The sequence below is a fragment of the Enterobacter sp. RHBSTW-00994 genome (assembly GCF_013782625.1).
In the GTDB taxonomy this organism is placed as follows: Bacteria; Pseudomonadota; Gammaproteobacteria; order Enterobacterales; family Enterobacteriaceae; genus Enterobacter.
Genome location: NZ_CP056199.1, coordinates 1,170,283 through 1,195,405 on the forward strand (window position 1 = coordinate 1,170,283; position 25,123 = coordinate 1,195,405).

The 25,123-nt window shown below is 52.3% G+C and carries 22 protein-coding genes; 14 read left to right on the forward strand and 8 right to left on the reverse strand.

Annotation, left to right across the window (positions count from 1 at the left end; all coding sequences use genetic code 11):
* Positions 1-73 precede the first annotated feature (73 nt).
* The gene (locus HV346_RS05495; protein ID WP_239006273.1) at positions 74-484 is read right to left on the reverse strand and encodes a winged helix-turn-helix domain-containing protein; all 411 of its coding nucleotides are present in this window, start codon (positions 482-484) and stop codon (positions 74-76) included.
* 573 nt (positions 485-1,057) lie between these two features.
* On the opposite strand from HV346_RS05495, the gene HV346_RS05500 reads away from it, so the two are divergent.
* From HV346_RS05500 to HV346_RS05540, 9 genes are all read left to right on the forward strand, one after another.
* Positions 1,058-1,852: a winged helix-turn-helix domain-containing protein gene (locus HV346_RS05500; RefSeq protein WP_181622556.1), complete on the forward strand. Its 795-nt coding sequence runs from the start codon at positions 1,058-1,060 to the stop codon at positions 1,850-1,852.
* Entirely contained in the window at positions 1,839-2,303 is a 465-nt protein-coding gene (locus tag HV346_RS05505) for a hypothetical protein (RefSeq protein WP_181622557.1), read from the forward strand. Before HV346_RS05500 ends, HV346_RS05505 begins: the two co-directional genes overlap by 14 nt.
* 286 nt (positions 2,304-2,589) lie before the next feature.
* Positions 2,590-3,675, forward strand: coding sequence for a hypothetical protein (locus HV346_RS05510; protein ID WP_181622558.1), 1,086 nt, complete (start codon positions 2,590-2,592; stop codon positions 3,673-3,675).
* Positions 3,676-3,728: 53 nt separating this feature from the next.
* The gene (locus HV346_RS05515) at positions 3,729-5,918 is read left to right on the forward strand and encodes a TonB-dependent siderophore receptor (RefSeq protein ID WP_181622559.1); all 2,190 of its coding nucleotides are present in this window, start codon (positions 3,729-3,731) and stop codon (positions 5,916-5,918) included.
* A 117-nt stretch (positions 5,919-6,035) separates the two neighbouring features.
* Positions 6,036-7,421 carry a phenylalanine transporter gene (pheP, locus tag HV346_RS05520; protein WP_181622560.1) on the forward strand — a complete coding sequence of 462 codons (1,386 nt, stop codon included), beginning with the start codon at positions 6,036-6,038 and terminating at the stop codon, positions 7,419-7,421.
* Between the two features lie 230 nt (positions 7,422-7,651).
* A complete protein-coding gene (locus HV346_RS05525; RefSeq protein WP_181622561.1) occupies positions 7,652-8,890 on the forward strand; it encodes an MFS transporter in 1,239 nt (412 codons plus the stop codon).
* Positions 8,891-8,905: 15 nt separating this feature from the next.
* A complete protein-coding gene (locus HV346_RS05530; RefSeq protein ID WP_181622562.1) occupies positions 8,906-9,931 on the forward strand; it encodes a sugar phosphate isomerase/epimerase in 1,026 nt (341 codons plus the stop codon).
* Complete coding sequence (locus tag HV346_RS05535; RefSeq protein WP_181622563.1) at positions 9,924-11,066, forward strand: Gfo/Idh/MocA family oxidoreductase; 1,143 nt, start codon at positions 9,924-9,926, stop codon at positions 11,064-11,066. Before HV346_RS05530 ends, HV346_RS05535 begins: the two co-directional genes overlap by 8 nt.
* Positions 11,067-11,141: 75 nt before the next feature.
* The gene (locus HV346_RS05540; RefSeq protein ID WP_181622564.1) at positions 11,142-12,116 is read left to right on the forward strand and encodes a LacI family DNA-binding transcriptional regulator; all 975 of its coding nucleotides are present in this window, start codon (positions 11,142-11,144) and stop codon (positions 12,114-12,116) included.
* A 1-nt stretch (position 12,117) separates the two neighbouring features.
* Here the strand turns inward: HV346_RS05540 and HV346_RS05545 are convergent, their stop codons facing one another.
* Together HV346_RS05545 and HV346_RS05550 are read right to left on the reverse strand one after the other, a co-directional pair.
* On the reverse strand, positions 12,118-13,362 hold the full coding sequence (locus HV346_RS05545; protein WP_181622565.1) for a mechanosensitive ion channel family protein: 1,245 nt from the start codon (positions 13,360-13,362) through the stop codon (positions 12,118-12,120).
* Between the two features lie 67 nt (positions 13,363-13,429).
* Positions 13,430-14,866: an MFS transporter gene (locus tag HV346_RS05550; RefSeq protein ID WP_181622566.1), complete on the reverse strand. Its 1,437-nt coding sequence runs from the start codon at positions 14,864-14,866 to the stop codon at positions 13,430-13,432.
* 107 nt (positions 14,867-14,973) lie between these two features.
* Between HV346_RS05550 and HV346_RS05555 the strand changes: the two genes are divergently transcribed.
* Both HV346_RS05555 and HV346_RS05560 read left to right on the forward strand, forming a co-directional pair.
* Positions 14,974-15,852, forward strand: coding sequence for a helix-turn-helix transcriptional regulator (locus HV346_RS05555; protein WP_181622567.1), 879 nt, complete (start codon positions 14,974-14,976; stop codon positions 15,850-15,852).
* 24 nt (positions 15,853-15,876) lie between these two features.
* Positions 15,877-16,911 (forward strand): DUF2157 domain-containing protein, encoded by a 1,035-nt coding sequence (locus HV346_RS05560; RefSeq protein WP_181622568.1) that lies wholly within the window; start codon positions 15,877-15,879, stop codon positions 16,909-16,911.
* 401 nt (positions 16,912-17,312) lie between these two features.
* Here the strand turns inward: HV346_RS05560 and nfsB are convergent, their stop codons facing one another.
* The 3 genes from nfsB to HV346_RS05575 form a co-directional block, all read right to left on the reverse strand.
* Positions 17,313-17,966, reverse strand: a complete 654-nt coding sequence (nfsB, locus tag HV346_RS05565; protein ID WP_181622569.1) for an oxygen-insensitive NAD(P)H nitroreductase — start codon at positions 17,964-17,966, stop codon at positions 17,313-17,315.
* A gap of 121 nt (positions 17,967-18,087) precedes the next feature.
* On the reverse strand, positions 18,088-18,456 hold the full coding sequence (locus HV346_RS05570; RefSeq protein ID WP_181622570.1) for an MmcQ/YjbR family DNA-binding protein: 369 nt from the start codon (positions 18,454-18,456) through the stop codon (positions 18,088-18,090).
* Complete coding sequence (locus tag HV346_RS05575; protein WP_181622571.1) at positions 18,446-19,036, reverse strand: TetR/AcrR family transcriptional regulator; 591 nt, start codon at positions 19,034-19,036, stop codon at positions 18,446-18,448. The genes HV346_RS05570 and HV346_RS05575 overlap by 11 nt, the downstream gene beginning before the upstream one ends.
* Before the next feature lie 190 nt (positions 19,037-19,226).
* Here HV346_RS05575 and HV346_RS05580 point away from each other — a divergent pair, with 190 nt between their 5' ends.
* Together HV346_RS05580 and HV346_RS05585 are read left to right on the forward strand one after the other, a co-directional pair.
* On the forward strand, positions 19,227-20,330 hold the full coding sequence (locus HV346_RS05580; protein WP_181622572.1) for an MBL fold metallo-hydrolase: 1,104 nt from the start codon (positions 19,227-19,229) through the stop codon (positions 20,328-20,330).
* Between the two features lie 36 nt (positions 20,331-20,366).
* The gene (locus HV346_RS05585; protein WP_020885132.1) at positions 20,367-20,708 is read left to right on the forward strand and encodes a RamA family antibiotic efflux transcriptional regulator; all 342 of its coding nucleotides are present in this window, start codon (positions 20,367-20,369) and stop codon (positions 20,706-20,708) included.
* Positions 20,709-20,758: 50 nt separating this feature from the next.
* Here the strand turns inward: HV346_RS05585 and HV346_RS05590 are convergent, their stop codons facing one another.
* The gene (locus HV346_RS05590) at positions 20,759-22,903 is read right to left on the reverse strand and encodes a TonB-dependent siderophore receptor (RefSeq protein ID WP_181622573.1); all 2,145 of its coding nucleotides are present in this window, start codon (positions 22,901-22,903) and stop codon (positions 20,759-20,761) included.
* Between the two features lie 122 nt (positions 22,904-23,025).
* Here HV346_RS05590 and HV346_RS05595 point away from each other — a divergent pair, with 122 nt between their 5' ends.
* Positions 23,026-24,594 carry an alpha/beta hydrolase-fold protein gene (locus HV346_RS05595; protein WP_181622574.1) on the forward strand — a complete coding sequence of 523 codons (1,569 nt, stop codon included), beginning with the start codon at positions 23,026-23,028 and terminating at the stop codon, positions 24,592-24,594.
* On the opposite strand, the gene HV346_RS05600 is transcribed toward HV346_RS05595, so the two are convergent.
* Positions 24,580-24,828: a DUF1158 domain-containing protein gene (locus HV346_RS05600; RefSeq protein WP_181622575.1), complete on the reverse strand. Its 249-nt coding sequence runs from the start codon at positions 24,826-24,828 to the stop codon at positions 24,580-24,582. The two genes, HV346_RS05595 and HV346_RS05600, sit on opposite strands and share 15 nt — an antisense overlap.
* Between the last annotated feature and the right edge of the window lie 295 nt (positions 24,829-25,123).

Sequence of the window (25,123 nt, forward strand, 5' to 3'; positions counted from 1 at the left end):
AGCCCCTCGCTTATTCGCTTAGGGCAAAACCCCTGGTTGACATCACTCATTCAGGGTATCTATTTTCTCTTCTTTATCTTTCTGAGTGAGACAGACGCTCACTCATTTTATAATAAATTGGGGTGACATCATGGTAATTCACAATGTAGCCTCGGCCTCTGATGTTTTTGATAAAATCGCCGGGTAACCCCAGTCGATTGAGTTTGTCATTCAAATTGTGGAGAACTTGCCATAATCTCTGTGTAGAAGGGCTTAAGTTATTTTCTTCCCAAATCTTCTCAAATAACTCTTCTTTGGGTACAGGCGTATTTCTGCCATGCTCCAGAAGATATAAAAATAACTTCAGCATTGTCTCATTAAAATAAAGTGATGCAAAAGTGATACTTTTATCCGTATGACAACCGGCCAAGCGGTACAATCTGCGATTAAGAATGTCGAAGTGAATTTCATCACCAATCATAAATCCATATAGAGAATAACTCATCTCATTCCTGCCTGCGTTTATTAAAGTAGCCTTGTACCCCTGCATTCGAATATGGCAATAAACCTTATCTTTTATGTGGCGGATTATATGGCTGCTACGAATGCTTTCCAATACACACCCCTATGCACTATAAGAAATGGGCTGTTTAATCTTTGTTTATGGTGCTCTTGTTTGCATAAATGGTATTGGTGGAATTAAATTCTGTACTCGTCGCCTTTGGCGCTGTAATTCACTAATTATGCTTACATAACCTATTGCTCAAGATTAAGTTTCAAATTTATAACACAAGTTGGAATTAAATGCTGATTCATGAGATTGTCCTCATCAGTCTCCCACTTATGCAAGGTGATGCCATGAGAGTAAGGGGATGGCGTCAGTAAGAGGAGTGAACTTATATGATTTATACTGAATTATGACTGGAATACTGACGGTTATACGAGGGTAAGATAAAGAGTGGGAATCTTACAATTTATTGATTAGTAGAGATAAAGTTCTGAATCAGATTTCTTGTCGTCGCGCAGATGGCATGACGATGAAAAGAATATCTCCCGAGGTGCTATCCGTGGTTAAGCCATGACAAAAGTGTATCTGATTAATGACATGCTGCTTTTTGAGCCGGAAATGCGCCGCATCGGGCCTTTGGCAGGCTATCCCGAACGCTCCGTGTCGTTGCACGGCCCGGTAAGTGAGTGCCTGCTACAACTCCTTGAACACAATACACAGGTGCTTACGCAGCGCTTTTTATTTTCGGCTGTTTGGGAGAGACAGGGCGCGGTCGTCACCACTAATGCGCTTTATCAAACCATTGCGTCTATTCGCAAGGCATTGAAAACCGCCGGACTTGCGGATGATATTATTAAGACCCTTCCTAAGGAGGGATTTAAGTCCGTTGCTTCACTGCGTGTGGGAGATCGCGATGAGTTTCTGATGCCACATGATCCCCCGTCAGTGGCCATCGTGACAGAAAAAATCGCTGATATCATTGAACCTTGCGCGCAAACACCCGTCGTTAAACAACGTTCATCCATTGCGTATTGGCTGGCGGGGGCGATGTTTATTTTCTCCTGTGGTGTCTTTTTTATGACGCTTAATGATGATGCGTCTGTTTTTACGAATTACCACAAAATGGGAAATATTGGTGGTTGCGAGGTGTATTCTTCATGGCAGGATATTGATAAAAGTCGCAGTACATTTGACGCGCTTTCCTTACGGTATCCTGTGACCTGTAAACCCGGCATGGTGGCCTATTTGACACTCAATCATGCGCAACATGGAATATCGGTGATTACCTGCGATCGTAATCCTAAAGACGGCGAGGCAAATTGCAACTCTATCTTTTACAGGCAGCAATATCATGAAGATAAATAATACCGTATTGTGCTGGTTATTGATTGTGATTGCAATTATAACCCCGTTACTGGGGGCGGCATATATTCACTATCAACGTAATAATTTTAGCTGTGAAATTCACTCAGCAATAGTTGATGATAATTCCGTTGTTGATGTGATTATGAATTACACCCTGAATCAAGGGGTCGGGAATTATGAATCTTCTGGTGAGTATATCGCAAAGGGGAAAGACCCTATCGCCATTAGCAATAAAATAACGTTTCACTACTGGAGAGAGGCGGACAGGGTGATCATGATTTCCGACGAGACAAATTCACTGCCTAAAAGAGTGGAGGCGTACAGAAGCTATATTCCAGACTTCTTCCAGCAACGCGATCGTGGCATTAGTTTGCAAATCACCCGCGCTAATACTTCCAGTTATCTCTTTATTTATGGCGGCGCCCCCATTTTCTACTGTTCAAAAAATTAGCGAACAGCGACCGGAGTAGCAGGTATTCCGGTTGTGTTTTAACACAATGCCTTGATTTACACTTGATTACATAAAGATAATGAGTATAGTTCTCATTCTCTTTAGTGTTTGCGGCATTGATGGATATCTCCCGCATAAGCAGTGAGTACTGCTCTCACAAGGAACACTGAGTATTTACGGTGGACTTTGCACTGGCCTTACAGCCCGTAAACACAATCAGATCGCCTGCAGCATGCGACGCAAATCCCCGCCTGAATGACCTCTTGAACGGTAAAGGATGTTCCCGATGACCAAAAAAATGTCTGCGCTGGCTTTGCTTGTTGCAGTTTCTCTCTCTGGTTGTGCAACTCAGCGTACCGCGACCTCTGTGCCTGCGCCTGAAGCAAAAAAAGCGGCAACCGCCCCGGAACAGACGGGCGTCATCAAACGCGATCTGGCTGATGGCTTGTACGAAATGGTTCTGAGCCCGAAAGCGGATGCGCTCTACGTCGCCAGTTCCGAAGGCTTTAAAGATGTGCAGGGCGGGGTGATCTACAAACTCGATCCCGCCACGCTGAAAACGATTGGCCGTAGCCATACCGATATGAAGAACTTTGCGATGGCGATGTCCGCCGACGGTCAAACTGTGTATGTGACCAACTCTCTGGACGGCGGCATTAGCGCAGTCAGTACGGCTGACGGCAAAGTGAAAAAACGTCTGATGTTCACCGAGCGCAACAAAGAAGGTTTCCCGTTTGGCGCACGTGAAATCTTACTGCATGACGGCGTGCTGTACGTCGGCGGCGTGGGCGATCCGGCGGTTATCTGGGTAGTCGATGCTGAAACGCTGAAGCTGAAAAAAACCATCAAAAATGCCGGGCAGTGGGTGACCGGCCTGCTGTGGTCTGAGCAGACAGGTCGTCTTTATGCGGCCAACGGTGGTGGCGAAATTCTGGTTATTAACCCGCGTAACAACCGTATCGAAAAACGCTGGAAGCCGCTCGGCGAAAAACCAGCGCTGTTGCTGAACCTGGCGGAAGATAGCGCCACTGGCCGTCTGTTTGTCACGGATAACTCCAAAGCCAAAACGACTCTGGTGCTGAATATCCACACCGGAGAGGTGATCAAGCCGCTCGATGTGGGCGACTCACTGGCGGTGAAATTCAATGCTAAACGCAATGAGCTTTATATCACCCAGCGTGAAAGCGGCAAACTGCTTAGCCTGGATGCCACCACCTATGCTGTGAAGCAAACCTGGGATCTGCCACCGAATCCGAACAGTCTACTGTTGTCGGCGGATGGCCAAACGCTGTACGTCACCGTTAAGCAGGCTTTCAACAAAGACCACTCCACTAACGGGCCGGACAGCGTTGTTCGAATCGCTCTCAAATAAATAATAAGGCCCGGCGACGGGCCAATTTTGCGCGTGTTTTTAATGAGTTATTTATGAAATATACCGGGAAAATGAACAAAACCTTGCTGGCGCTGGCTATCGGCACGGTGATGCACTCCGCCTTTGCGGCGGATGCCAAAAAAGAAGACACCATTGTCGTCCAGTCGGCTTCAACCGGCGATTTCAAAGCGGGCGGCGATCAGCTTGTCCCGGCTTTCCTTGACGGGCAGGTCGCAAACGGTGGACGGATGGGCATGCTGGGCCAGCAAAATGCGATGGACGTGCCATTCAATATCATTAGTTACACCTCCAAGCTGGTGGAAGATCAGCAGGCTAAAACCATTGCTGACGTGGTGGCGAACGATGCGGGCGTTCAGTATGTGCAGGGCTATGGTAATAGCGCAGAAAGTTTCCGTATCCGCGGTCTGAAGTTTGATGGCGATGACATGACCTTTGGCGGCCTCTCTGGCGTGCTGCCGCGTCAGGTAGTGGATGCGCAAATGGTGGACCGCATTGAGATTTTCAAAGGGGCAAACTCCCTGATGAACGGTGCGGCCAGTTCGGGTGTCGGCGGGATGATCAACCTTGAGCCAAAGCACGCCGGTGAAACACCGCAAGCGAAAGTGGGTGTGGATTACACCTCTGATTCTCAGATCGGAACCACGCTGGATGCGGGCCGTCGTTTTGGTGACAGCGATCAGTTTGGCGCACGCGTTAACCTGGTTCATCGTGAAGGGGAAACCCCGATCGCGAACGATCGCCGTCGTACCACCTTGCTCTCTACGGGCCTGGATTACAAAGTCGACAATTTCCGCACCTCGCTGGACGTTGGCTATCAGAAGAAAACCTTCCACGGCAGCCCAACCAGCGTCAACGTCTCTGCGGTGGATTTCATTCCAACCCCGCCTAAAAACGATCGTAACTTCTCGCAGAAATGGGCCTATAGCAATATCGAAAACGAATTCGGTATGTGGCGTAGCGAATACGATATTACTGATAACTGGACGGCATATACCGGCCTTGGCGCGCAGCATGCGCATGAAGAAGGTCTTTACAGTGCACCGAAGCTGCTGGATAAGAGCGGCAAAGCGACAACCAGCCGTCTGGATACTAACCGTTTAAGTGACACGGTGAGCGGCATGGCGGGTATTCGCGGTAACTTCAATACCGGCTTTGTGTCACACAAGGTCAACGTTGGGTACTCGGCGCAAACCAAAAATGAAAAAATTGCGTGGAAAATGTCGAAGGCGGCGGATAACCCGTATACCAACATTTACCACAATACCGGTGTTGATGCTCCGGACAGCACAAACTCGAACGGGAAGGGCGGAAAATACAGCGATCCATTAACCAGTGGTCGCACCCGTACTCAGGGCTGGTTGTTGAGCGATACGCTGGGTGTGTTTGACGATAAACTGCTGTTTACCGCCGGGGCGCGCCACCAGAAAGTGGTGGTTCGTGGCTATGACAAAATCACGGGTGCGGAAAACGATGCCGATGGTTTTGATGGCAGCCGCTGGATGCCAACTTACGGCGTGGTCTACAAACCGTGGGAAACGTTGTCTCTTTATGCTAACCACACCGAAGCGTTACAACCGGGTAAAACTGCACCAAATACCGCGACGAACTATGGTCAAAGCACCGGTATTGTTCATTCCAGACAGAATGAAGTGGGTGTGAAGGCAGACTTTGGCCGTGTGGGCGGTTCTCTTGCGCTGTTTGAAATCAAAATGCCGTCGGCAATCCTCGACAGTGAGACCAGGCACTATGGTCTGGATGCGGAGCAGCGTAACCGTGGTGTTGAGCTGAATATTTTCGGCGAACCAATGCTCGGGATGCGCCTGAACGCCAGTGCAACCTGGTTGCAGGCAGAGCTGACCAAGACCAACAATGGTTTGAATCAGGGTAACGATGCCATCGGTGTGCCGAATTTTTATGCGGTGCTGGGGGCGGAGTATGACATCAAACCGATTGACGGCCTGACGGCTACTGCGCGCGTTAATCATTCAGGTTCGCAATATGCCGATCTGGCGAATACTAAAAAGCTGGACAGCTACACCACGCTGGATCTGGGGATGCGCTATCACTTTGCGGTCAACCAGAGCCAAAATCAGATGACTGTTCGCGCAGGCATCGACAACGTAACCAATGAAAACTACTGGGCCTCCGTGGATGATTCGGGAACTTACCTGACTCAGGGCGAGCCGCGTACCTTTAAAGTTTCTGTTGGCTACGAATTCTGAGTTCCACCCTCGTTATCAGGGGCAAGGATGCCCCATCCATTCCTGGGCCTTTAACTTGCTACCTCCAGCATGAAGTGTTAAAACGTGCCCCTTCGAAAAAAGAGACAGGGGTAGGGCGTGAAAGACGCGTCATCCGCTTCAGACGGTATTTCTGAAGCCTCGTCGGAACAGACTCCGACGCTGCAACGTGGTTTGCAAAACCGGCATATTCAGTTAATTGCCCTGGGGGGCGCCATCGGCACAGGGCTGTTCCTGGGGATTGGTCCTGCGATTCAGATGGCCGGGCCTGCGGTCCTGCTCGGTTACGGTATTGCCGGGGTTATCGCTTTCCTGATCATGCGCCAATTGGGTGAAATGGTGGTTGAAGAGCCGGTATCAGGTTCATTTGCCCATTTTGCCTATAAATACTGGGGACCGTTTGCGGGCTTCCTTTCCGGCTGGAACTACTGGGTGATGTTCGTGCTGGTGGGCATGGCAGAACTGACCGCCGCCGGGATCTACATGCAGTACTGGTTGCCCGATGTACCAACCTGGATTTGGGCGGCAGCCTTCTTCATCATCATTAACGCCGTTAACCTGGTAAATGTGCGCCTGTATGGCGAAACCGAGTTCTGGTTTGCGCTCATCAAGGTGCTGGCGATTATCGGCATGATTGGTTTTGGTCTGTGGCTGCTCTTCTCCGGCCACGGTGGTGAGCGTGCCAGCATCGATAATCTGTGGAAACACGGCGGATTCCTCGCGACGGGCTGGAAAGGGCTGATTCTCTCCCTTGCGGTGATCATGTTCTCATTTGGTGGTCTTGAGCTGATTGGGATCACCGCTGCGGAAGCGCGCGATCCGCACAAAAGTATTCCAAAAGCCGTGAACCAGGTGGTGTACCGCATTCTGCTGTTTTATATCGGTTCGCTGGTGGTTCTGCTGGCGCTCTACCCGTGGGTCGAAGTGAAATCGAGCAGCAGTCCGTTTGTCATGATTTTCCACGATTTGAACAGCAACGTGGTGGCTTCTGCGCTTAACTTCGTTATCCTGGTGGCCTCGCTTTCCGTGTATAACAGCGGCGTTTATTCCAACAGTCGCATGCTGTTTGGCCTGTCAGTGCAGGGCAATGCGCCGAAGTTCTTAACCCGTGTCAGTCGTCGTGGTGTGCCGGTCAATTCCTTGCTGCTTTCCGGGGCAATCACCTCGCTGGTGGTGCTGATCAACTACCTGCTGCCGAAAGAAGCCTTTGGCCTGTTGATGGCGCTGGTCGTTGCGACGCTACTGTTAAACTGGATCATGATCTGCCTGGCGCACCTGCGCTTTCGTGCTGCGATGCGCCGTAAAGGGCGTGACACGCAGTTTAAGGCTCTGCTCTATCCGGCAGGCAACTACATCTGTATCGCGTTTCTGGCGATGATTCTGGTGCTGATGTGCACTATGGATGACATGCGCCTTTCTGCGATGTTGCTGCCTGTCTGGGTTATCTTCCTGTTCGTGGCGTTTACGCTGTCGCGCAAAAAGTAATGCGCGTAGTACCCTCTCCCAAAGGGGGAGAGGGTCTCAGACCAGCCCTTCCAGCCGTTTACCGACCCTGCAAAACATAACGCCACATACAGCCCATCTAATCGATCTCGACCTTTATCGTGACTCTCCTCCCATTTCTGTTTCGATCCGCAGGATCTTTATTTTGTAATCGATTACTTTTCATGTGAGCTGTTTTGTAATCGATTACTTTTTTATGGGCGAGGCTTATCATGGTGTCAACAACTGAAAGTAGTGGAAAGGCGATAGCGCAGCACCGGCTTCTTGTGCCGCGTCTGTCGTTGATGATGTTTTTGCAGTTTTTTATCTGGGGTAGCTGGTCGGTCACGCTTGGCCTGGTGATGACTCAGCACAACATGTCTTTGCTGATTGGCGATGCGTTTTCCGCAGGGCCGATTGCCTCAATTCTTTCACCGTTTGTACTTGGCATGCTGGTGGATCGCTTCTTTGCCTCGCAAAAGGTGATGGCCGTGATGCATCTCGCTGGCGCGGCGATTCTGTGGTTTGTGCCTGGGGCGTTGATCGCCGAAAACGGCGCGTTGCTGATTGGCCTGCTGTTTGGCTACACCTTGTGCTATATGCCGACGCTGGCGCTGACCAACAACATCGCGTTCCATAGCCTGGCAAACGTGGATAAAACCTTCCCGGTGGTGCGCGTGTTCGGCACAATCGGCTGGATTGTGGCGGGTATTTTCATCGGCGTAACCGGTGTGGCATCAAGCGTCACCATCTTCCAGGTGGCAGCGGCGAGTTCGGTGTTACTGGCACTGTATAGCCTGACGTTGCCACACACGCCAGCACCCGCAAAAGGTCTGCCTGTACAGGTTCGCGATCTGTTTTGTGCGGATGCCTTCGCCCTGCTCAAAACACGCCACTTCTTTATCTTTTCACTCTGCGCGATGCTGATCTCTGTGCCGTTGGGCACGTATTACGCCTATACCGCGTCGTATCTGGCTGATACGGGCATAACTGACGTCAGTACTGCAATGTCGTTTGGGCAGATGTCAGAGATCTTCTTCATGCTGGTGATCCCACTGCTGTTCCGCCGCCTGGGGGTGAAATACATGCTGCTGATCGGCATGCTGGCGTGGTTTGTGCGGTACGCCTTCTTCGCGCTGGGCGTGAGCGAAGAAGGGCGCTTCCTGCTCTATCTCGGCATTCTGTTACACGGCGTGTGCTACGACTTCTTCTTTGTGGTGGGCTTTATCTATACCGACCGTGTGGCGGGTGAAAAGGTGAAAGGCCAGGCGCAGAGTATGATCGTGATGTTTACGTACGGTATCGGGATGCTGCTTGGCTCGCAGATTTCCGGTGCGCTGTATAACCGCCTGGTGGCAGGCCAGACCGTGCCACAAGCCTGGGTGACATTCTGGTGGATCCCGGCGGTGGCTGCGGCGGTGATTGCACTGATTTTCCTGTTCTCGTTCAGGTATGACGATGACAAGGCGTAATTTTCTGGAGGTGTTATGAGGACGATAAAAGGACCGGGTATTTTTCTGTCGCAGTTTATCGGTGCGCAAGCCCCGTTTAACTCGCTGGACGGGCTGGCGGCCTGGGCTGCAAACAAGGGTTATAAAGCACTGCAAATTCCGTGTAACCATCCGGCAATTTTTGATGTTGCGAAAGCGGCTGCGAGCCAGGGCTACTGTGATGATATTCGCGGTCGACTGGCGGAACACGGGCTGGTGATCAGCGAATTATCGACCCATCTGGAAGGGCAACTGGTCGCAGTGAACCCGATCTATCGCGAGGCATTTGACCACTTTGCGCCCGCCGCCGTGCGCGGGAACGATATCGCTCGTCAGGCGTGGGCAACAGAGAAGGTAAAGCAGGCGGCGGCGGCTTCGGCAAAGCTTGGGTTACGAGCACATGCGACTTTCTCCGGCTCGCTGGCCTGGCCGTTTTTCTATCCGTGGCCGCCACACAATGCGCAGCGTTTTCAGGAGGCGTTTCACGAGCTGGCAAACCGCTGGCGACCCATTCTGGATACCTTTGATGAACACGGTGTTGATGTCTGCTTTGAGTTGCATCCAGGGGAAGATTTACACGATGGCGTAACGTTTGAGCGCTTTCTTGCGTTGGTTGATAACCACCCGCGCTGCAATATTCTCTACGACCCAAGCCACATGCTATTGCAGCAGATGGATTACCTGGCCTTTATCGACATCTATCATTCACGCATTAAAGCGTTCCACGTTAAGGATGCGGAGTTCCGGGCTAACGGGAGAAGCGGGGTGTACGGCGGCTATCAACCGTGGATCAATCGCGCCGGACGTTTCCGTTCGCTGGGTGACGGGCAGATCGATTTCAACGGCATTTTCAGCAAGCTGACCCAGTATGACTACGACGGCTGGGCGGTGCTGGAGTGGGAGTGTTGTCTCAAAGAGGGAGAAACGGGCGCTCAGGAAGGCAGTGAGTTTATCCGCCGCCATATTATTCCGGTTTCGGATCGCGCATTTGATGATTTTGCCGCAGGAGGTACGAATGATTAATGTCGGCATTATTGGCAGCGGGTTTATCGGTCCGGCGCATATTGAGGCGCTGCGCCGTCTTGGTTTTGTCCGGATTGTCGCACTCTGTGACAGCTCGCTTGCCGACGCGCAGGACAAAGCGCAGGCGCTGAACGTGCCGCATGCCTATGGCAGCGTCGAGGCGTTGCTCACCCATCCTGACCTACATGTGGTCCATAACTGCACGCCAAACCACCTGCACGCCAGTATTAACCGACAGGTTTTACTGGCGGGAAAACATCTGTTTTCTGAGAAGCCGCTCTGCATGACGCCGGAAGAGGCTCGTGAGCTGGTTGCTCTGGCTGAACAGGCGGGTGTGGTACACGGGGTGAGTTTTGTCTATCGCCAGTTTGCGATGGTGCGCCAGGCGGCGAGTATGATGCGAGCGGGAGATATCGGACGATTGTTTGCCTCCCACGGGAGCTATCTTCAGGACTGGATGCTGCTGGAAACTGACTACAACTGGCGCGTTGATGCTGCTCTGGGTGGCGCATCTCGCGCGGTGGCGGACATCGGTTCCCACTGGTGTGATACGGTGCAGTTTGTGACCGGGCGACGCATCACCGAAGTGATGGCCGATCTCTCCATCGTCTGGCCGACGCGGAAAGCGAACATGGCGGGTAATCAGACGTTCAGCCACGACGAACACGCGAAGTATGAGGATAAACCCGTTACCACTGAAGACTTCGGTTCCGTGTTGTTCCGCTTTGATGACGGCAGCAAAGGCAGTTTTAGCGTTTCGCAGGTGAGCGCGGGGCGTAAAAATCGCCTGATGTTTGAAATCAACGGCAGCGAGCAGTCAGTGGCGTGGGATCAGGAAGTTCCCCAGCAGTTGTGGATTGGCCATCGCGCACAGGCTAACCAGCTATTGACGGACGATCCTGGCCTGATGAACCCCGATGTGGCCGATAGCGCTCACTTCCCTGGCGGCCATATCGAAGGCTGGCCGGACGCGTTTAAAAACATGATGGCGCAGTTCTACGCTGCGGTACTGGCAGGAAGGATGCCTGAACAACCGCTGTTTGCCACTTTCCATGATGGCGCAGATGTGATGTATATCATTGATGCAATAGTAAAAAGCCATCAACAGCAGCGCTGGGTTCGTGTGGTGCGATGACGCGTTGCCCGGTTCGCCGGGCAACGAATTTATGATAGCCTGCATAAAACGCTAACCGCAGGATGTGTCGTCGTTATGTCAATTCAGAAAATCGCCCAGTTGGCCGGAGTCTCGGTGGCGACAGTGTCGCGGGTGCTCAATAACAGCGATACCGTGAAGGCGAAAAACCGCGAACGCGTTTTGCAGGCGATCAAAGAGAGCAATTACCAGCCCAATCTGCTGGCGCGCCAGCTTCGTACTGCCCGCAGTTACATGATTCTGGTGATGGTGTCTAACATCGCCAACCCCTTCTGTGCCGAAGTGGTAAAAGGGATTGAAGAAGAAGCCGAGAAAAACGGCTATCGCATTCTGTTGTGCAATTCCGGCTCTGATATCGATCGTTCCCGTTCAGGTTTAAGCCTGCTGTCAGGCAAAATCGTCGATGGCATTATTACTATGGACGCTTTCTCTAAACTTCCGGAGCTCTCCACCCTGATTGGCAACGCGCCCTGGGTGCAGTGCGCGGAATACGCCGACGCCGGGGCCGTTTCCTGCGTGGGAATTAATGATGTGGATGCCTCACAGCATGTTGTCAGCCAACTGGCGGAAAATGGCCGTCAACGAATTGCCCTGATCAACCACGATTTAAGCTACAAATATGCCCGTTTGCGTGAGCGCGGTTATAAGAGCGTGCTGCATTTGCGTGGTCTGGATTATCAGGTGGTGGAATACGCCAGCGATCTCAGCTATCACGCCGGGGTGGTGGCGATGCAAAAACTGCTGGCGGATGACAACCCGCCGGATGCGGTTTTTGCCGTGTCGGATACCCTCGCCGCGGGTGCGCTGCGTGCCATTGAGCAGGCAGGGTTGCGCGTACCTCAGGATATCGCTGTGGTCGGTTTTGACGGAACGGAACTGGCTGAGATGATCTCATTAACCACCATCGAACAGCCGTCGCGGGATATCGGGCGCAAAGCGGTTAACCTGCTATTAAACAACATCGACAATCCGGATACGCCCACGGAGCGCGTGATGATGGACTGGCGCTATATTTCACGCGCCAGCGCCTGAGTTATTTCACGAATGCATCGGCCAGGGAACGAATATCGTTCCCGGTCGGTGATTGATGAATACGTAAACCAAACTCTTCTACAACGGCATAAATATGGTCGAAAATATCGGCCTGAATATCTTCATATTCTGCCCAGATAACGGTGTTAGTGAATGCATATATTTCTAACGGTAAACCGTTAGCGTCAGGGGCAAGCTGGCGTACCATTAAGGTCATATCTTTGCGGATCCGTGGATGGTTTCGCAGATATTCATTCAGGTAGGCGCGGAAGGTTCCTATATTGGTCATCTTGCGCAGGTTAAGCACCGACTCGCCTTCACCGTTTTTCTGATTCCACAGCGTAATTTCTTCATGACGAGCCGCCATATAGGGCTTAAGCAATTTAGCCTGTATTAACCGTTGCTGCTCCTGCGTATCAAGAAAATGGATGCTGGTGGTGTCAATATTCAAACTGCGTTTAATGCGACGACCACCAGAGGCTGACATTCCGCTCCAGTTAATAAAGGCATCGGATACCAGCGCCCAGGTGGGGATCGTCGTGATTGTATTATCAAAGTTGCGCACCTTGACGGTCGTCAGGCCGATATCCGTTACCGTGCCGTTTGCGCCGTATTTCGGCATCTCCAGCCAGTCACCGAGCTTGAGCATATCGTTGGCTGAGAGCTGAATCCCGGCTACTAAACCCAGGATTGGATCTTTAAACACCAACATCAGCACCGCGGCCATCGCCCCCAGACCGCTAATCAAAATAGCGGGCGACTGGCCAATGAGCAGGGAGATAATCAGAATACCTACCAGGATGGCGCTCACCAATTTAATGCCCTGGAAGATCCCTTTCAGCGGCAACTGCGAGGCCGTTGCCATTTTTTGTGACAGGTTGAAAATGACATCCAGCAGTGAGAAGAAAGAGAGCAGGGCATAGACCATTACCCACAACTTTGCACTGGTGGTGAGTATATCTGCTGCTTCACTGCCTTTTTGCAACCATAATACCGCCTGAACATTGACAATTATCCCTTGCAGGGTAAAAGCCAGGCGGTGAAATAATTTATTCTGGGTAATGATTTGCAGCCACAAATGGCTGCTGGCCTGGGCGCGTTTTTCAAAGGCGCGCAGCACCACTTTGTGCAGAATAAGATGAACAATGATGGCGGTAAGAAAAATAATACCAAAGATAATCACCAGGGATGTGGTGTGGTTAATTTCAATGCCTAACTCTTCTACCTGAGCAATTAATTCCTGCATAACGTCTCCTGTAATGATGCAGCCTCATGATGACGGCTGCCGATCCATTATGCAAATCAGGTCAGGCTTATTTGGTCGCGTGGCAGGGTTTCACCACCGGCAGACACAAACGGTGACGCATACGTAACGTTGCCAGCGCCAGAACCACCATCATCAGGGTTTCCACCACCAGGAAGACGTTAATGGCCTGTGCGAAATCCCCGTGATGGTTTTGTAGCGCGTGCAGCAAAATAGCCCCAAAAATAGCCGGGCCTAATCCTAATGCCGCCTGCTGAAGCGTACTCAGAATGGCGCTGGCTGCGCCGGCATCGTCAGGCTGGATATCGCGCATCCCGATGCGGTAAAAACTGTTCACAATCAGCGCCTGCCCGTAGCCGACCAGCCCGGTGGCCGGAGCCAGCGTCAGTGCCGTGTTGTGCAAACCCCAAAGGCTGAATGTGGCGATCAATGAGACAAGACCCACAATCTGTATTGCCAGGCCCGTCAGCAGAATGGTGCTGGTGCTGTAGCGGGCGATCAGCCGTGGTGCGAACCACGCAGAGACAAAGTACGTCACGCCAAGCGCAATAAAGCTGTTCCCGGATTGCCACGGCGCCATTCCCAGGCCTGTTTGCATGGTCAGCGCCATACAGAACATAAAGCCGGACCAGACGCTGAAAAATAGCATTGCAATCAGCACGCCGAAACGAATGCTATTGAGTTTCAGCAGGCGCGGGGGGATCAGCGGATGATCGTTTTCACGCTCTTTTTTGCGCGCGTTCATCGCCATCAAACAGGCCAGTGGAATAATGGCCAGTAGCGCGGCCTTCAGCGGCCATGACCAGTGCCACTGTGGACCTAACGCCATCGGGAAGAGCAGGCAGCAGAGGATGGCGGCCAGCAGCACCGTTCCTTGCCAGTCGATTCGTGATGGGGTATCGCGGCGTGTTTCAGGGACATAATGACGGCTCAACCCCAGCACTAACAGGCAAATGGGTACATTGATGAAAAAGGCATTCCGCCAGCCAAGCTCGGCGATATCTGCCGATACCAGCCAGCCACCGCCCATCTGTCCGACGATAAAAGCGATGCCGCCAATTCCGCCAAACAGACTGATGGCTTTGGCATGCGCCGTACCTTTTAGGGTGACATGTAACGTTGCCAGGATTTGCGGCATGATCAATGCCGCGCCAGCACCTTGTACAATGCGTGCGGCAAGCAGTTGCTCAATGTTACCCGCCATCCCGCACAGCAAGGAGGCCAGACCAAAACTCGCCACGCCCCACATAAATAAGCGGCGGCGACCCAGGTTATCCCCCAATTTACTGCCCAGAGCCAGGCAGACAGCAAAAGCCACCCCATAGAGGGCAACAATCAGCTCCAGTTCGGTTGCTGTGGCGTGCAATGACTGGGTAATGGAGTCCAGCGCCACGTTGGTGATTGAGGTATCAATCAGCGGCAGCATCTGGCCGGTTAACAGCAATATCAGGCCTGCGCGACCTGGTGAAACAACTGACGTATTCATGGTAACTCCATTGCGTCATTCAACAGATGGTCGTAGCATCGGTGATCTTTAAAACGGGGACCAGTTCTTGCTTATACTGGTATTGGCACTACCATGCAGGAGGTACTATGGCGCTGATGTCTGAACCCGTCACTTCGCTTCAGGGTGACACACGAAAACAGCTTGGCGCGTTTTTACGCGCGCGGCGAGAGAGCCTCGATCCTCAGCGTCTTGGCCTGCCACGAAGCGGCCGCCGTCGAACGCCCGGCCTGCGCCGTGAAGAGGTGGCTGTGCTGGCGGATGTTGGCGTCACCTGGTACACCTGGCTTGAGCAGGGAAGAGACGTTAATCCGTCGGGTATTGTGATGGCCGCAGTGGCGAAAGCGCTCCAGTGTACTCCGACCGAAACCCGTCACTTATTTGTGCTGGCTGGTTTACCGCCCGGCGAAGCGCCGCAGGCAACCTGCTGCGAGGGCATAAGCGAGGGCACGCGTCGCCTGCTCGATACCCTGATGCCAAAACCCGCCAGTATTCAGAAACCAAACTTTGATATCGTGGCCTGGAACGACAGTTTCGGTCATCTGATGGGCGTCGATTTCAACACGATCCCTCCGGAAGATCGTAACTGCATTTACCTCTTCCTGACTCACCCGGCGTGGCGAAGCCGGCTGGGTAAACGCGACGATGTGCTGCCCATTTTCGTCTCCTATTTCCGGGCGGCGATGGCGGAACACCGGGGCGATCCGCAGTGGGAAGCACAACTGGCGCGTTTCTTTGCCGTTTCCCCGGAATTTGAATCCCTGTGGCATCAACGTTACGACGTTCGTGGCGTGGAAAATCAACTGAAGCTGTTCACCCATCCTGATTTGGGCGACTTCAACCTCCAGCAGATGTACTGGTACTCCGCACCGCGAAATGGCTCACGGTTGCTGGTCTATCTGCCGGTAGATGACGCAGGGGAAAGGGCGCTGACGTGGCTGGCTGAACAGGCTGTTATACTCAGGTAAATCCGGTTAATTCAGGGAGTGAAGATGAAAGTCACACGTAAGCAGGAGCGGCTTCTTCGCCGCGCACTCACCGACTGGGAACAGGAAGGGGCGTTATCGGCTGAGGAACACCAGCGTCTGGCGGGAACATTAAAACGTGTGACGATGGACTGGCAACGCCTTAGCCGCTATGCCTTCTGGACGTCGCTTGCCTGTATCGTCATCGCCATGGGCAGTCTGTTCTCCGACAGCGAGCTAATGGCGCGAATGATTGAGTTCTTCGCCTTCTCTTCTCTTGCCCGAATTGGGCTGCCTGCACTCCTGGCTGTGCTGTTTTATGTGTGGGGATTCAGTCGGCAGCGACGGGAAACTCAGTGGCATTACAGTACTGAAGCGATGCTTTTCCTCGGCGTAGTCTTTACTGCTATTGCCTTGTGGCAACTCGGTGAACGGCTGGATAACGGTAGCGGACATATTGCGCCGCTGTTCCTGGCGGGGTGTGTCATATACGGACTGGTGGGCTTTTTGGGGCGTTCGGGTCTGGTCTGGCTGTTCTTTTTGCTCTCTCTGGGTAACTGGTTTGGGGCGGAAACCGGCTATATGTCCGGCTGGGGCGCATACTGGCTGGGGATGAACTATCCGGTGCGGTTTATCTTCTTTGGTGGCGTGCTGTTGGCGGTATGCTGGCTGCTTCGGGCAATGTTGCAGACCCGTCATCTCTATACCACCAGTAAAGCGATTGGGCTGACTTACCTGTTTATCGCGCTGTGGATCATGTCGATTTTTGGTAATTACGATATCGATAACTGGTACGGCGTGACGCAAGCGGTGCTACTGCCCTGGGCGCTGCTGTTTGCCGTCGCGGCGGTTCTCTGTATTTATATCAGCCTGAAAACCGACGACGGCATGTTGCGCGGTTTCGGCCTGACCTTCCTCGCCATTAACCTGTATACCCGCTATTTCGAATACTTCTGGGACGGAATGAATAAAGTGGTGTTTTTCCTGATTCTGGCAGCATCGCTGGCGCTATTAGGGCGCTATGCGGAGAAGATCTGGCACGCGGGACGCCTGGCGAAATAACTTTTTTGCGAGCAGCTTTCAGGGACCGTCATCTGAGATCGGTTTACGGTGGTTAATGCGTGTAATGTTAAGAAAATCCACGGCGCTAGCATCATTTCGATGAGTAATAAAGCGGACTATAATTACATGATGAGAAACAACCCGATGCCACCACTACTGATTGATTCTGCAGATTTCAGCCAAAAATGAGGGCTTATCGCCATACCGAGGCCTTTCTTGCGCGTGGCACAGCAGATTTTAAACTGCCGGGATTTGAATTACCTGAAGGTAATCGTCTCTTAACATCATGTTATAGCGACGAATTTCGCATTGTGACGACTGATGACGGAAAACCTTACACGGTTTATGCCGTTAAGCTGCAGTTTCATAGTTTGACGGGCCGCTAAAGCGGCCCGTTTGCATTAGCACTCAGTCACAATCGTGCTTAACGGCAGGCGTGATTTCGGCAGGGAGGCGTTGAAATCCTCCACGCTGTGGTGGCCGACCGGTACAACCACCAGGCTGGTATAGCCTTTCTCTTTCAGACCAAACTCTTCGTCTAAAATCGCGGCATCGAAACCTTCAATTGGTACGGCATCCAGACCCAGAGCGCCAACGCCCAGCAGGAAGTTGCCCACATTGAGGTAAACCTGTTTGGCCATCCACTGGTCGTCATCTTTCAGGTCGACACGGTGCATATCGGCAAAGTAGCAGCGGCCTTTGTGGTTGGCGGCTTTGGCTTCTGGTGTCGCAAAACGGCCGTCGATCTCTTCCTGATCCACAACGCGTTCAAGCCAGGCATCATCCATTGCGGTTTTTGCGCAGAAGACAACCACGTGTGACGCATCCAGCATTTTACGTTCATTAAACACGTACGTGCCTGCCGCCGATTTTGCGACACGAGCTTTGCCTGCATCGGTGCTGGCGACGATGAAATGCCACGGCTGGGAGTTGGTGCTGGACGGGCTGAACTGCAGCAGGGTTTTGATTTTTTCAGCTTCTTCAGCGGTCAGTTTTTTACTTGCGTCGAACGCCTTCGTGGAGTGGCGTTTTAAGGCGACAGAAATGATATCCATAACAACTCCTGGTGATGTGAATTCGCCCGTATACGGGCGCGAAAGGAAAGCAGATTACAAGGGTAAACGGAAAAAGATAAGGGCGATTCGGGCGGTTAAACTGTTCGTCTGTGGCGAACAATCAGGCCGGACGTAGCCACTTCTGGTCTTTTTTAGGTAATTTGTCGACCACCAGATTCCATGAATCAACGATCAGGTCGCTCACCAGGTCTGGGGTGATGTCGTCTGCCGAGTACAGAGAGATCCAGTGTTTTTTACTGAGGTGATAGCCGGGTTCGATACCGCGATAGATCTGCTGATTCAGCAGGGATTTTTCCGGGTCAGATTTCAGGCTGACATGGGGCCGCCCGTGGGCGACGGCCATGATCATAAAAATTTTGCCGCCTACCTTAAAGACGTCAAATTCCGGGCCAAACGGCCAGCAGTGTTCGGTGAACGGTTGTTCCAGCGCCACGCGTTTTGCGTGTTCCTGCAAGGATTTACTGTCCATTGATATCCTCGATGGCGAGTGCGCGCCACATAGCTTCGAAGCCGAGGGATTTAAAATCAACGGCACGGGATGGGTCGCGGGTGGCAAATGACATGGTGGTTTCTGCCAGCGATAAGAACATCGCATCCCCGAAGGTGCGGAATTCATCGGACATAAATACCGGGCGAACTGAGCGGCGGCACAGTTCATTCAGCTCCGGAAACATATCGTGGACCGCCTGTTCGGTCTCTTTCGAAATTTTCTCGCTTACGCCAAGCTGACGGATCGCGCCGTGCGCAATGGGATTGCGAATGCCCCAGTCCACATAACTGTTCCAGATATTGCGGGTATGCTCTTTTGGCAGGGTGATGGTGCGATCCAGATTTGCCAGCATGGTCTGGCACAGATCTTGTTTCAGGTGCAAATAGAGGGCATTGAGCAGATCGTCTTTAGTGGCAAAATAGCGAAACAGCGTACCTTCGGCGACGCCTGCGTTACGGGCAATTAATGCCGTTGACGCGGCAATACCCGACTGCGCAAATGCTGCGGTTGCTGCCTCAAGTAACGCCTGTTTTTTGTCTTCACTTTTCGGACGTGCCACTAAATTTTCCCTCCTGTCAATTCTTAAAACCACGATTGAAACATGTGCTTTGCTACGCTGCAACGCCGAATGTCAAATAACGAAAACGTCTTGACGACTTTATCATCACATCTATAATGAGTGCTTACTCACTCATAATCAAGTTTAACCCGCGCAAACCACCGGAAGGGGCGCGTTTTCGGGTCAGGATATGAAAAAGCCTCTTTTTGTCTGCGTGGTGTTTGTCATGATTATTGCGTCTGCTGCGAGTTTACCGTTTGTTCTGAATGCCGGATTTGGCCAGCCACCACAGGGTGCGCAGCTAAGTGAAGTGGAAGCCTCCCCGCAGTATCGCGACGGGCGATTCCACAATACGCTCCCCACGCCGGGCTATAACGGCGACAAGAATATGCTGGTGGCGATGTGGGAATTTCTGACCCAAAAAACAGAAAATGCTCGTCCAGCACAGCCGCTGCCGCTGGTGAAAACTGACCTTGAAAGCTTGCCGCTGGAAGAGGATACGCTGATCTGGCTCGGCCATTCTTCCTGGTATATGCAACTGGCAGGGAAACGTATCCTGATCGATCCAGTTCTCGGCGATTACGCTGCGCCGTTTTCATTCCTGAACAAAGCGTTTGCCGGGGAATACCCGTGGCGCGCAGAGAAAATGCCGGATATCGATCTGCTGATTATCTCCCACGATCACTACGATCATCTGGATTACGCCACTATCAAAGCGTTGATGCCAAAGGTGAAACGGGTTGTTACGCCATTGGGCGTCGGTTCTCATCTGCGCTACTGGGGTATGAAGCCAGAAATTATTGATGAGCGTGACTGGAACCAGTCGGTGCGAATCAGCGATGACCTGACGGTTCATGTGCTGCCCGCTCGACACTTTTCCGGGCGCGGAATTAAGCGTGACCAGACCCTGTGGGGCAGCTTTATGTTTGTGACCCCGCAGCAGAAGGTCTACTACAGCGGTGATTCCGGCTACGGCCCGCACTTTAAAGCCATCGGTGAGCAGTTTGGTGAGGTGGATTTAGCCATCATGGAGAACGGTCAGTACGACCAGGACTGGAAATACATTCATATGTTGCCGGATGAAACCGCGCAGGCCTCCGCCGATATTAACGCGAAAGCGGTCGTGCCAGGGCATAACGGACGCTTTGTGCTGGCAAAACACAGCTGGAATGACCCGGTTATCCAGCTGACACGGGCAAGCAAAGATAAACATTATCGGTTACTGACACCGGAACTGGGTGAACCCGTTCGGGTGAATGACACCACCCAACAATTCAGCCAGTGGTGGGAATAAAAGATGTTGAACCGAAGCGCAGAAGGGGCGAGCAGTATGACTATTTCCGCTCAGGTTATCGATACTATCGTTGAGTGGATCGACGATAACTTACACCAGCCGTTACGCATTGAAGAGATTGCCCGCCACGCGGGTTATTCGAAATGGCACTTACAGCGGTTGTTTATGCAATACAAAGGGGAAAGTCTGGGTCGTTATATCCGCGAACGCAAGCTGCTGCTGGCCGCACGCGATTTACGTGAATCGGATGAACGTGTGTACGACATTTGTCTGCGTTATGGGTTTGATTCCCAGCAGACGTTCACGCGTATATTTACCCGCACCTTCAACCAGCCACCAGGCGCGTACCGCAAAGAAAATCACAGCCGCACGCATTGATGTATTGCCCCTCTCCTCTGTGGGGAGAGGGGCCCAGACAGCACTCTCAATTACCAGCGATAATTCACGGTTGCCGTTACCGTACGGCCAATCCCGTAGAAACACGCCGTATCACTGGCGCAGGATGCCACGTATTTGGTATCCGCAATGTTATTGACGTTGAACTGGATGCTGGCGCCCTTCAGGCTGCTGTTCATTTCGCCCAATTCGTAGCTCATCATCGCGTCATATAAATCAACCGATGGCACTTTGAAGGTGTTTTTGGCATCGCCATAGCTTGTCCCGATGTAGCGTACTCCCACACCCGCGGTCAGGCTTTTCAGCACGCCGTCAGGAAGGGTATAGCTGGCGAAAGCCGATGCCATATGTGCTGGAATTCGTGACGGGGTTTTGCCTTCCGTTCCGGCGACCGTCGTGCTTTCTGTTTTGGCATCGGTATAGGTGTAGGAGCCAATCAGGTTGATGTTATCCATTAGCGTGGAGTGGATCTCAAATTCAGCCCCTTTCGAGCGCACCTTACCTGCATTTTCAAACCAGCCTTCGGCGCTGTTGTAAGTGGCGACGTTGTCCTGCGTTAAGTCGTACAAGGCTATTGTCATCAGCGTGGTATCAACAGGCTGATATTTCAGGCCGATTTCGGTTTGCTCGCCAGTTGTCGGTTTAAACGGAGCAACGCCCGGTGCGCGATTGGTTTGCAGGCTCGGTTCAAAGGAGGTGCTGTAGCTGATATACGGCGACAGGCCAAAATCGAACGCGTACAGCAGGCCAGTACGCCAGGTGAACTTACTGTCATTCTGCTGTGTAAGGCTATTGTCGGTAAAATCGTTGGTGCGGACTTCGCTCCAGTCGTAGCGCCCGGACACCAGCCATTCCCAGCGATCCCAACTGACCTGGTCCTGCACATACAACCCCATCTGGTCGAGGTTTTGCTGTTCATCCGTGGCGGTACTGAAGGTGCTTTCATCTATATGAAGGCCATAAACCGGGTGTGTCCAGTCCATGTTATATTGGGAACCCATCCCGCGCTCCAGCAGCTGCTTGTCTTTACTGGTCTTATAATCCAGTCCGCCTAACAGCGTGTGGCTGATCTCTCCGGTGGCAAACTGCGCTTCCAGTTGGTTATCCAGACCGAACTCGTCGGTGGTGCGCTCTTCATGCTGAGCACGGCGCGTGAGCACCGTGCTGTTGGCGGCACTGTTGGCATACACCAGATAACGGTATTTCTGCTTAATGGTGGCGTAACGTGCATTCTGGCGGAAGGTCAGGGCATCATCGAACTGGTGTTCAAATTCGTAGCCAATCATGGTTTGCTCGCGCCATGACTGATCGTAATTCGGGTCGCTGACGTTAAAATCGCGCGGAATATAGCGCCCGTTAGCACTGTTCACCGTCCCGTAGGCGGGCAGGAAGTTACGGTAGCCCGCATCGGGATCTTTCTGATAGCTCGTCAGCAGCGTAAAGCGTGTCTGATCGTTGGGATACCAGGTGATCGCCGGGGCAATCGCCATACGCGTTTCTTTATAATCCTCGACCTGATTATGCTGCGTCCGGGCAATGCCGTTTACGCGATAAAGTACGCTGCCGTCGTCACTGAGCTTGCCGCCAAAATCAAACGCTCCTTCGGCCAGATCATGGTTACCGGTACGGAACTGTACGTTATGGATAGCATCACTGGTCGGGCGTTTGCTGGTCATGCTGATAAGCCCGCCGGGGTTCACCTGCCCAAACAACACGGATGCCGGGCCGCGCACCAGTTCAACCCGCTCAAGCAGCCACGGATCCATCGTGCCGGTTTGTGAGGAGGCGGTTGCACCATAGCTCAGTCCATCGAGGAACTTCGGCACATAGCTAAAGCCGCGCACAAACACTTCATCGTTACGGTTCGATGAGCCGCGGTATTCCGTGAAAACGCCCGCGGAATAGCGCAGTGCCTGTGACACCGAGGTGACATCCAGGGCGTTCATCTGATCGCGGGTGATCACCGACACGGATTGAGGCGTTTTCACGATCTCGGCGCTGGTTTTGGTCGCAGAGAGGGTTTTTGTCGCCACCATTCCTTTAACAGGCGCAGTGGGTTCTTCACTCACGCTCTCTGTTACCAGTAGCGTTTCTTCTTTTGTTTCTGCCTGAGCTGCAACGCTGAACGTTGTCATGCTCAGAAGCCAGAGTTTCATTATCTTATTATTTTTAAACATATTATTTATGCATCCTTGATTGCTATCGCCATAAAAACACCTGAACAACGCGACAAATGATATTGCAAATTATTACCATTTGCATTAGCGTTGTTAACAAATTTAGCGGGAGTAAAGTGGTCATGACGAGGGCATGGAGTGGGTTGCTGTTAGGGATCAGTACGTTGCCTGCACTGGCAACAACGTGCGAGCACTCGTCCATTCAGGGTGAGCTTCAGGGGAAGTTTGATGCCAGCGGTGAGGTCTGTTTTGTGCTCCCACCGCTGAGTGAAAATTATGTGTCTGCGACGCTGAGCGGCGTAACGGATGCCCGTTTACTGGACGGGCAAAACCGTCGTATCCGCACCCTGGTTGAAAAGGGGCCAGTGGACGGTGAACACACATTGCTTTTTGCCCTGCCTGTTCAGCAGAGCACCTCACTGGTGCTTCACGGCGAAGAGGGGAAACCGTGGCGCTTTCAGTGGCGGATGAAGGAAACCTCCGCGCTTCCCCGTATTCAGATGCTTGATCCTGAAAGCCCGACGTTGCAGGCGTTGGCTAAGACAGTTTCTGCCGGTGGGAGTACTGATGCGTTCTGGCAGACGCAGATCCGGCAGGGAACGCCGATGGTGGAGCCGGTTGATGCCAGCCATAAACGCGTGACATTTTTATGGCGTGGCGCACGCGATAACGTCTTTCTTCTTGGCTCGCCAGCAGGCGATCACGATCCCCTGTTTCGTCTTGGAAATACGGATGTCTGGTTTCGCAGCTATGTGGTTCCTGCTGATACCGTTATGCAATATAAACTCGCACCGGATGTGCCGCGCGTGGAAGGCAGTTCGCGGGATCAGCGGCGGGCGATCCTGGTGAGTGCGCAGGCCGATCCGCTCAATCCGCAGACCTTTGGCGATCAAAAGACCGATCGCTGGAATCGCTATTCGTTGCTTGATCTCAGTCCTGCTCGTTATTGCACGGCGCAGGCCGTGGCACAACCGCTGGTATCCGGCACGTTGACCCGCAACAGGTTTGCCAGCCGAATTCTGGATAACTCGCGTGAAGTCATGATTTACAAACCGCGTGGGGCACAGCCTGCACGCTGGACGCTCATACTTTTTGATGGGCAGATTTATCAGGATGAGTACCATTTTGCCAATGTGCTGGACGGACTGATTGCCCGACACCATCTTCCGCCGGTCAACGTGGTCTTTATTGATAGCCTCGATCACGCCCGACGTGGCAAAGAGTTACCGCCAGACCCTGCATTTGCCGACTTTATGGCCCATGAATTACTGCCGTGGCTGCGTGGTCAGGGTATGGCGATGCAGCGCCAAAAAACGGTGCTGGCTGGCTCCAGCTATGGTGGTATTGCTTCGTCCTGGGTCGCGCTGCGCTATCCGCGCCTGTTTGGCAATGTGCTCAGTCTCTCAGGATCTTACTGGTGGGCTCCAGAAGGCGAAACGCCGGGCTGGCTGACACGCCAGTATCAGCAATCGCCACAGTATCCGGTTCGCTTCTGGTTGCAGGCGGGAAGATTTGAAACGGCCGGGCCAAACGGCGGAATTTACCGTAATACGCAGGATTTTGATCAGGTTTTACGGGACAAGGGTTACCGCGTCAGCTTCCATCCCTGGTCCAGCGGCCACGACTATGCGGCCTGGTGTGAAGCCTTGATCCACGGCATGCGAGACTTCGCGGGCTTACGACGCCAGTGAAAACCAGCGGCGCCAGATGAAACGCAGGACGAAAAACTCAATGGCGCCGAGCAATAAAAACCACAGACAAAACAGAATGGTATAGAGCTGGTTAAGGTCAACCAGATGAAATACGGTGATCAGTTTCTGTGCCACAACCAGCCCCAGTGAAGGTGCAGGGAGCAGCAGGCAGGAGAGAAGTGCCATCAGCAAAATTCCGCCTGCTGTTAACAGCGATTCTAATGGGTGTTTCATATTAATGTTAATCGTCAGTTAAAAACGTTATTGTCAGGCATCTCTTCACGTAAAGCAATGTATTCACTGGCCTCGCTTTTGACTAAATGCGAGTGCATTGTCCGGATAATTAATAACAAAAAAAGAATAATATTTCTGATGTCATTAAATTAAATTCTCGTTGTGTAAATTAATGTCATGTTCAGGAAATTAATTTTACAAACATATAAGTGCCATATCCAATTAACGTTGCAATAACAATAGCAGCGACAATATACAACGCCAGGCGGCGTCCGCGATAAATTCCAAACATGCT

Coding starts and splice junctions, on each gene's coding strand:
- HV346_RS05495 (WP_239006273.1), bottom strand. CDS start 484: ATGAGTTATTCTCTATATGGATTTATGATTGGTGATGAAATTCACTTC.
- HV346_RS05500 (WP_181622556.1), top strand. CDS start 1,058: ATGACAAAAGTGTATCTGATTAATGACATGCTGCTTTTTGAGCCGGAA.
- HV346_RS05505 (WP_181622557.1), top strand. CDS start 1,839: ATGAAGATAAATAATACCGTATTGTGCTGGTTATTGATTGTGATTGCA.
- HV346_RS05510 (WP_181622558.1), top strand. CDS start 2,590: ATGACCAAAAAAATGTCTGCGCTGGCTTTGCTTGTTGCAGTTTCTCTC.
- HV346_RS05515 (WP_181622559.1), top strand. CDS start 3,729: ATGAAATATACCGGGAAAATGAACAAAACCTTGCTGGCGCTGGCTATC.
- HV346_RS05525 (WP_181622561.1), top strand. CDS start 7,652: ATGGTGTCAACAACTGAAAGTAGTGGAAAGGCGATAGCGCAGCACCGG.
- HV346_RS05530 (WP_181622562.1), top strand. CDS start 8,906: ATGAGGACGATAAAAGGACCGGGTATTTTTCTGTCGCAGTTTATCGGT.
- HV346_RS05535 (WP_181622563.1), top strand. CDS start 9,924: ATGATTAATGTCGGCATTATTGGCAGCGGGTTTATCGGTCCGGCGCAT.
- HV346_RS05540 (WP_181622564.1), top strand. CDS start 11,142: ATGTCAATTCAGAAAATCGCCCAGTTGGCCGGAGTCTCGGTGGCGACA.
- HV346_RS05545 (WP_181622565.1), bottom strand. CDS start 13,362: ATGCAGGAATTAATTGCTCAGGTAGAAGAGTTAGGCATTGAAATTAAC.
- HV346_RS05550 (WP_181622566.1), bottom strand. CDS start 14,866: ATGAATACGTCAGTTGTTTCACCAGGTCGCGCAGGCCTGATATTGCTG.
- HV346_RS05555 (WP_181622567.1), top strand. CDS start 14,974: ATGGCGCTGATGTCTGAACCCGTCACTTCGCTTCAGGGTGACACACGA.
- HV346_RS05560 (WP_181622568.1), top strand. CDS start 15,877: ATGAAAGTCACACGTAAGCAGGAGCGGCTTCTTCGCCGCGCACTCACC.
- nfsB (WP_181622569.1), bottom strand. CDS start 17,966: ATGGATATCATTTCTGTCGCCTTAAAACGCCACTCCACGAAGGCGTTC.
- HV346_RS05570 (WP_181622570.1), bottom strand. CDS start 18,456: ATGGACAGTAAATCCTTGCAGGAACACGCAAAACGCGTGGCGCTGGAA.
- HV346_RS05580 (WP_181622572.1), top strand. CDS start 19,227: ATGAAAAAGCCTCTTTTTGTCTGCGTGGTGTTTGTCATGATTATTGCG.
- HV346_RS05585 (WP_020885132.1), top strand. CDS start 20,367: ATGACTATTTCCGCTCAGGTTATCGATACTATCGTTGAGTGGATCGAC.
- HV346_RS05590 (WP_181622573.1), bottom strand. CDS start 22,903: ATGTTTAAAAATAATAAGATAATGAAACTCTGGCTTCTGAGCATGACA.
- HV346_RS05595 (WP_181622574.1), top strand. CDS start 23,026: ATGACGAGGGCATGGAGTGGGTTGCTGTTAGGGATCAGTACGTTGCCT.
- HV346_RS05600 (WP_181622575.1), bottom strand. CDS start 24,828: ATGAAACACCCATTAGAATCGCTGTTAACAGCAGGCGGAATTTTGCTG.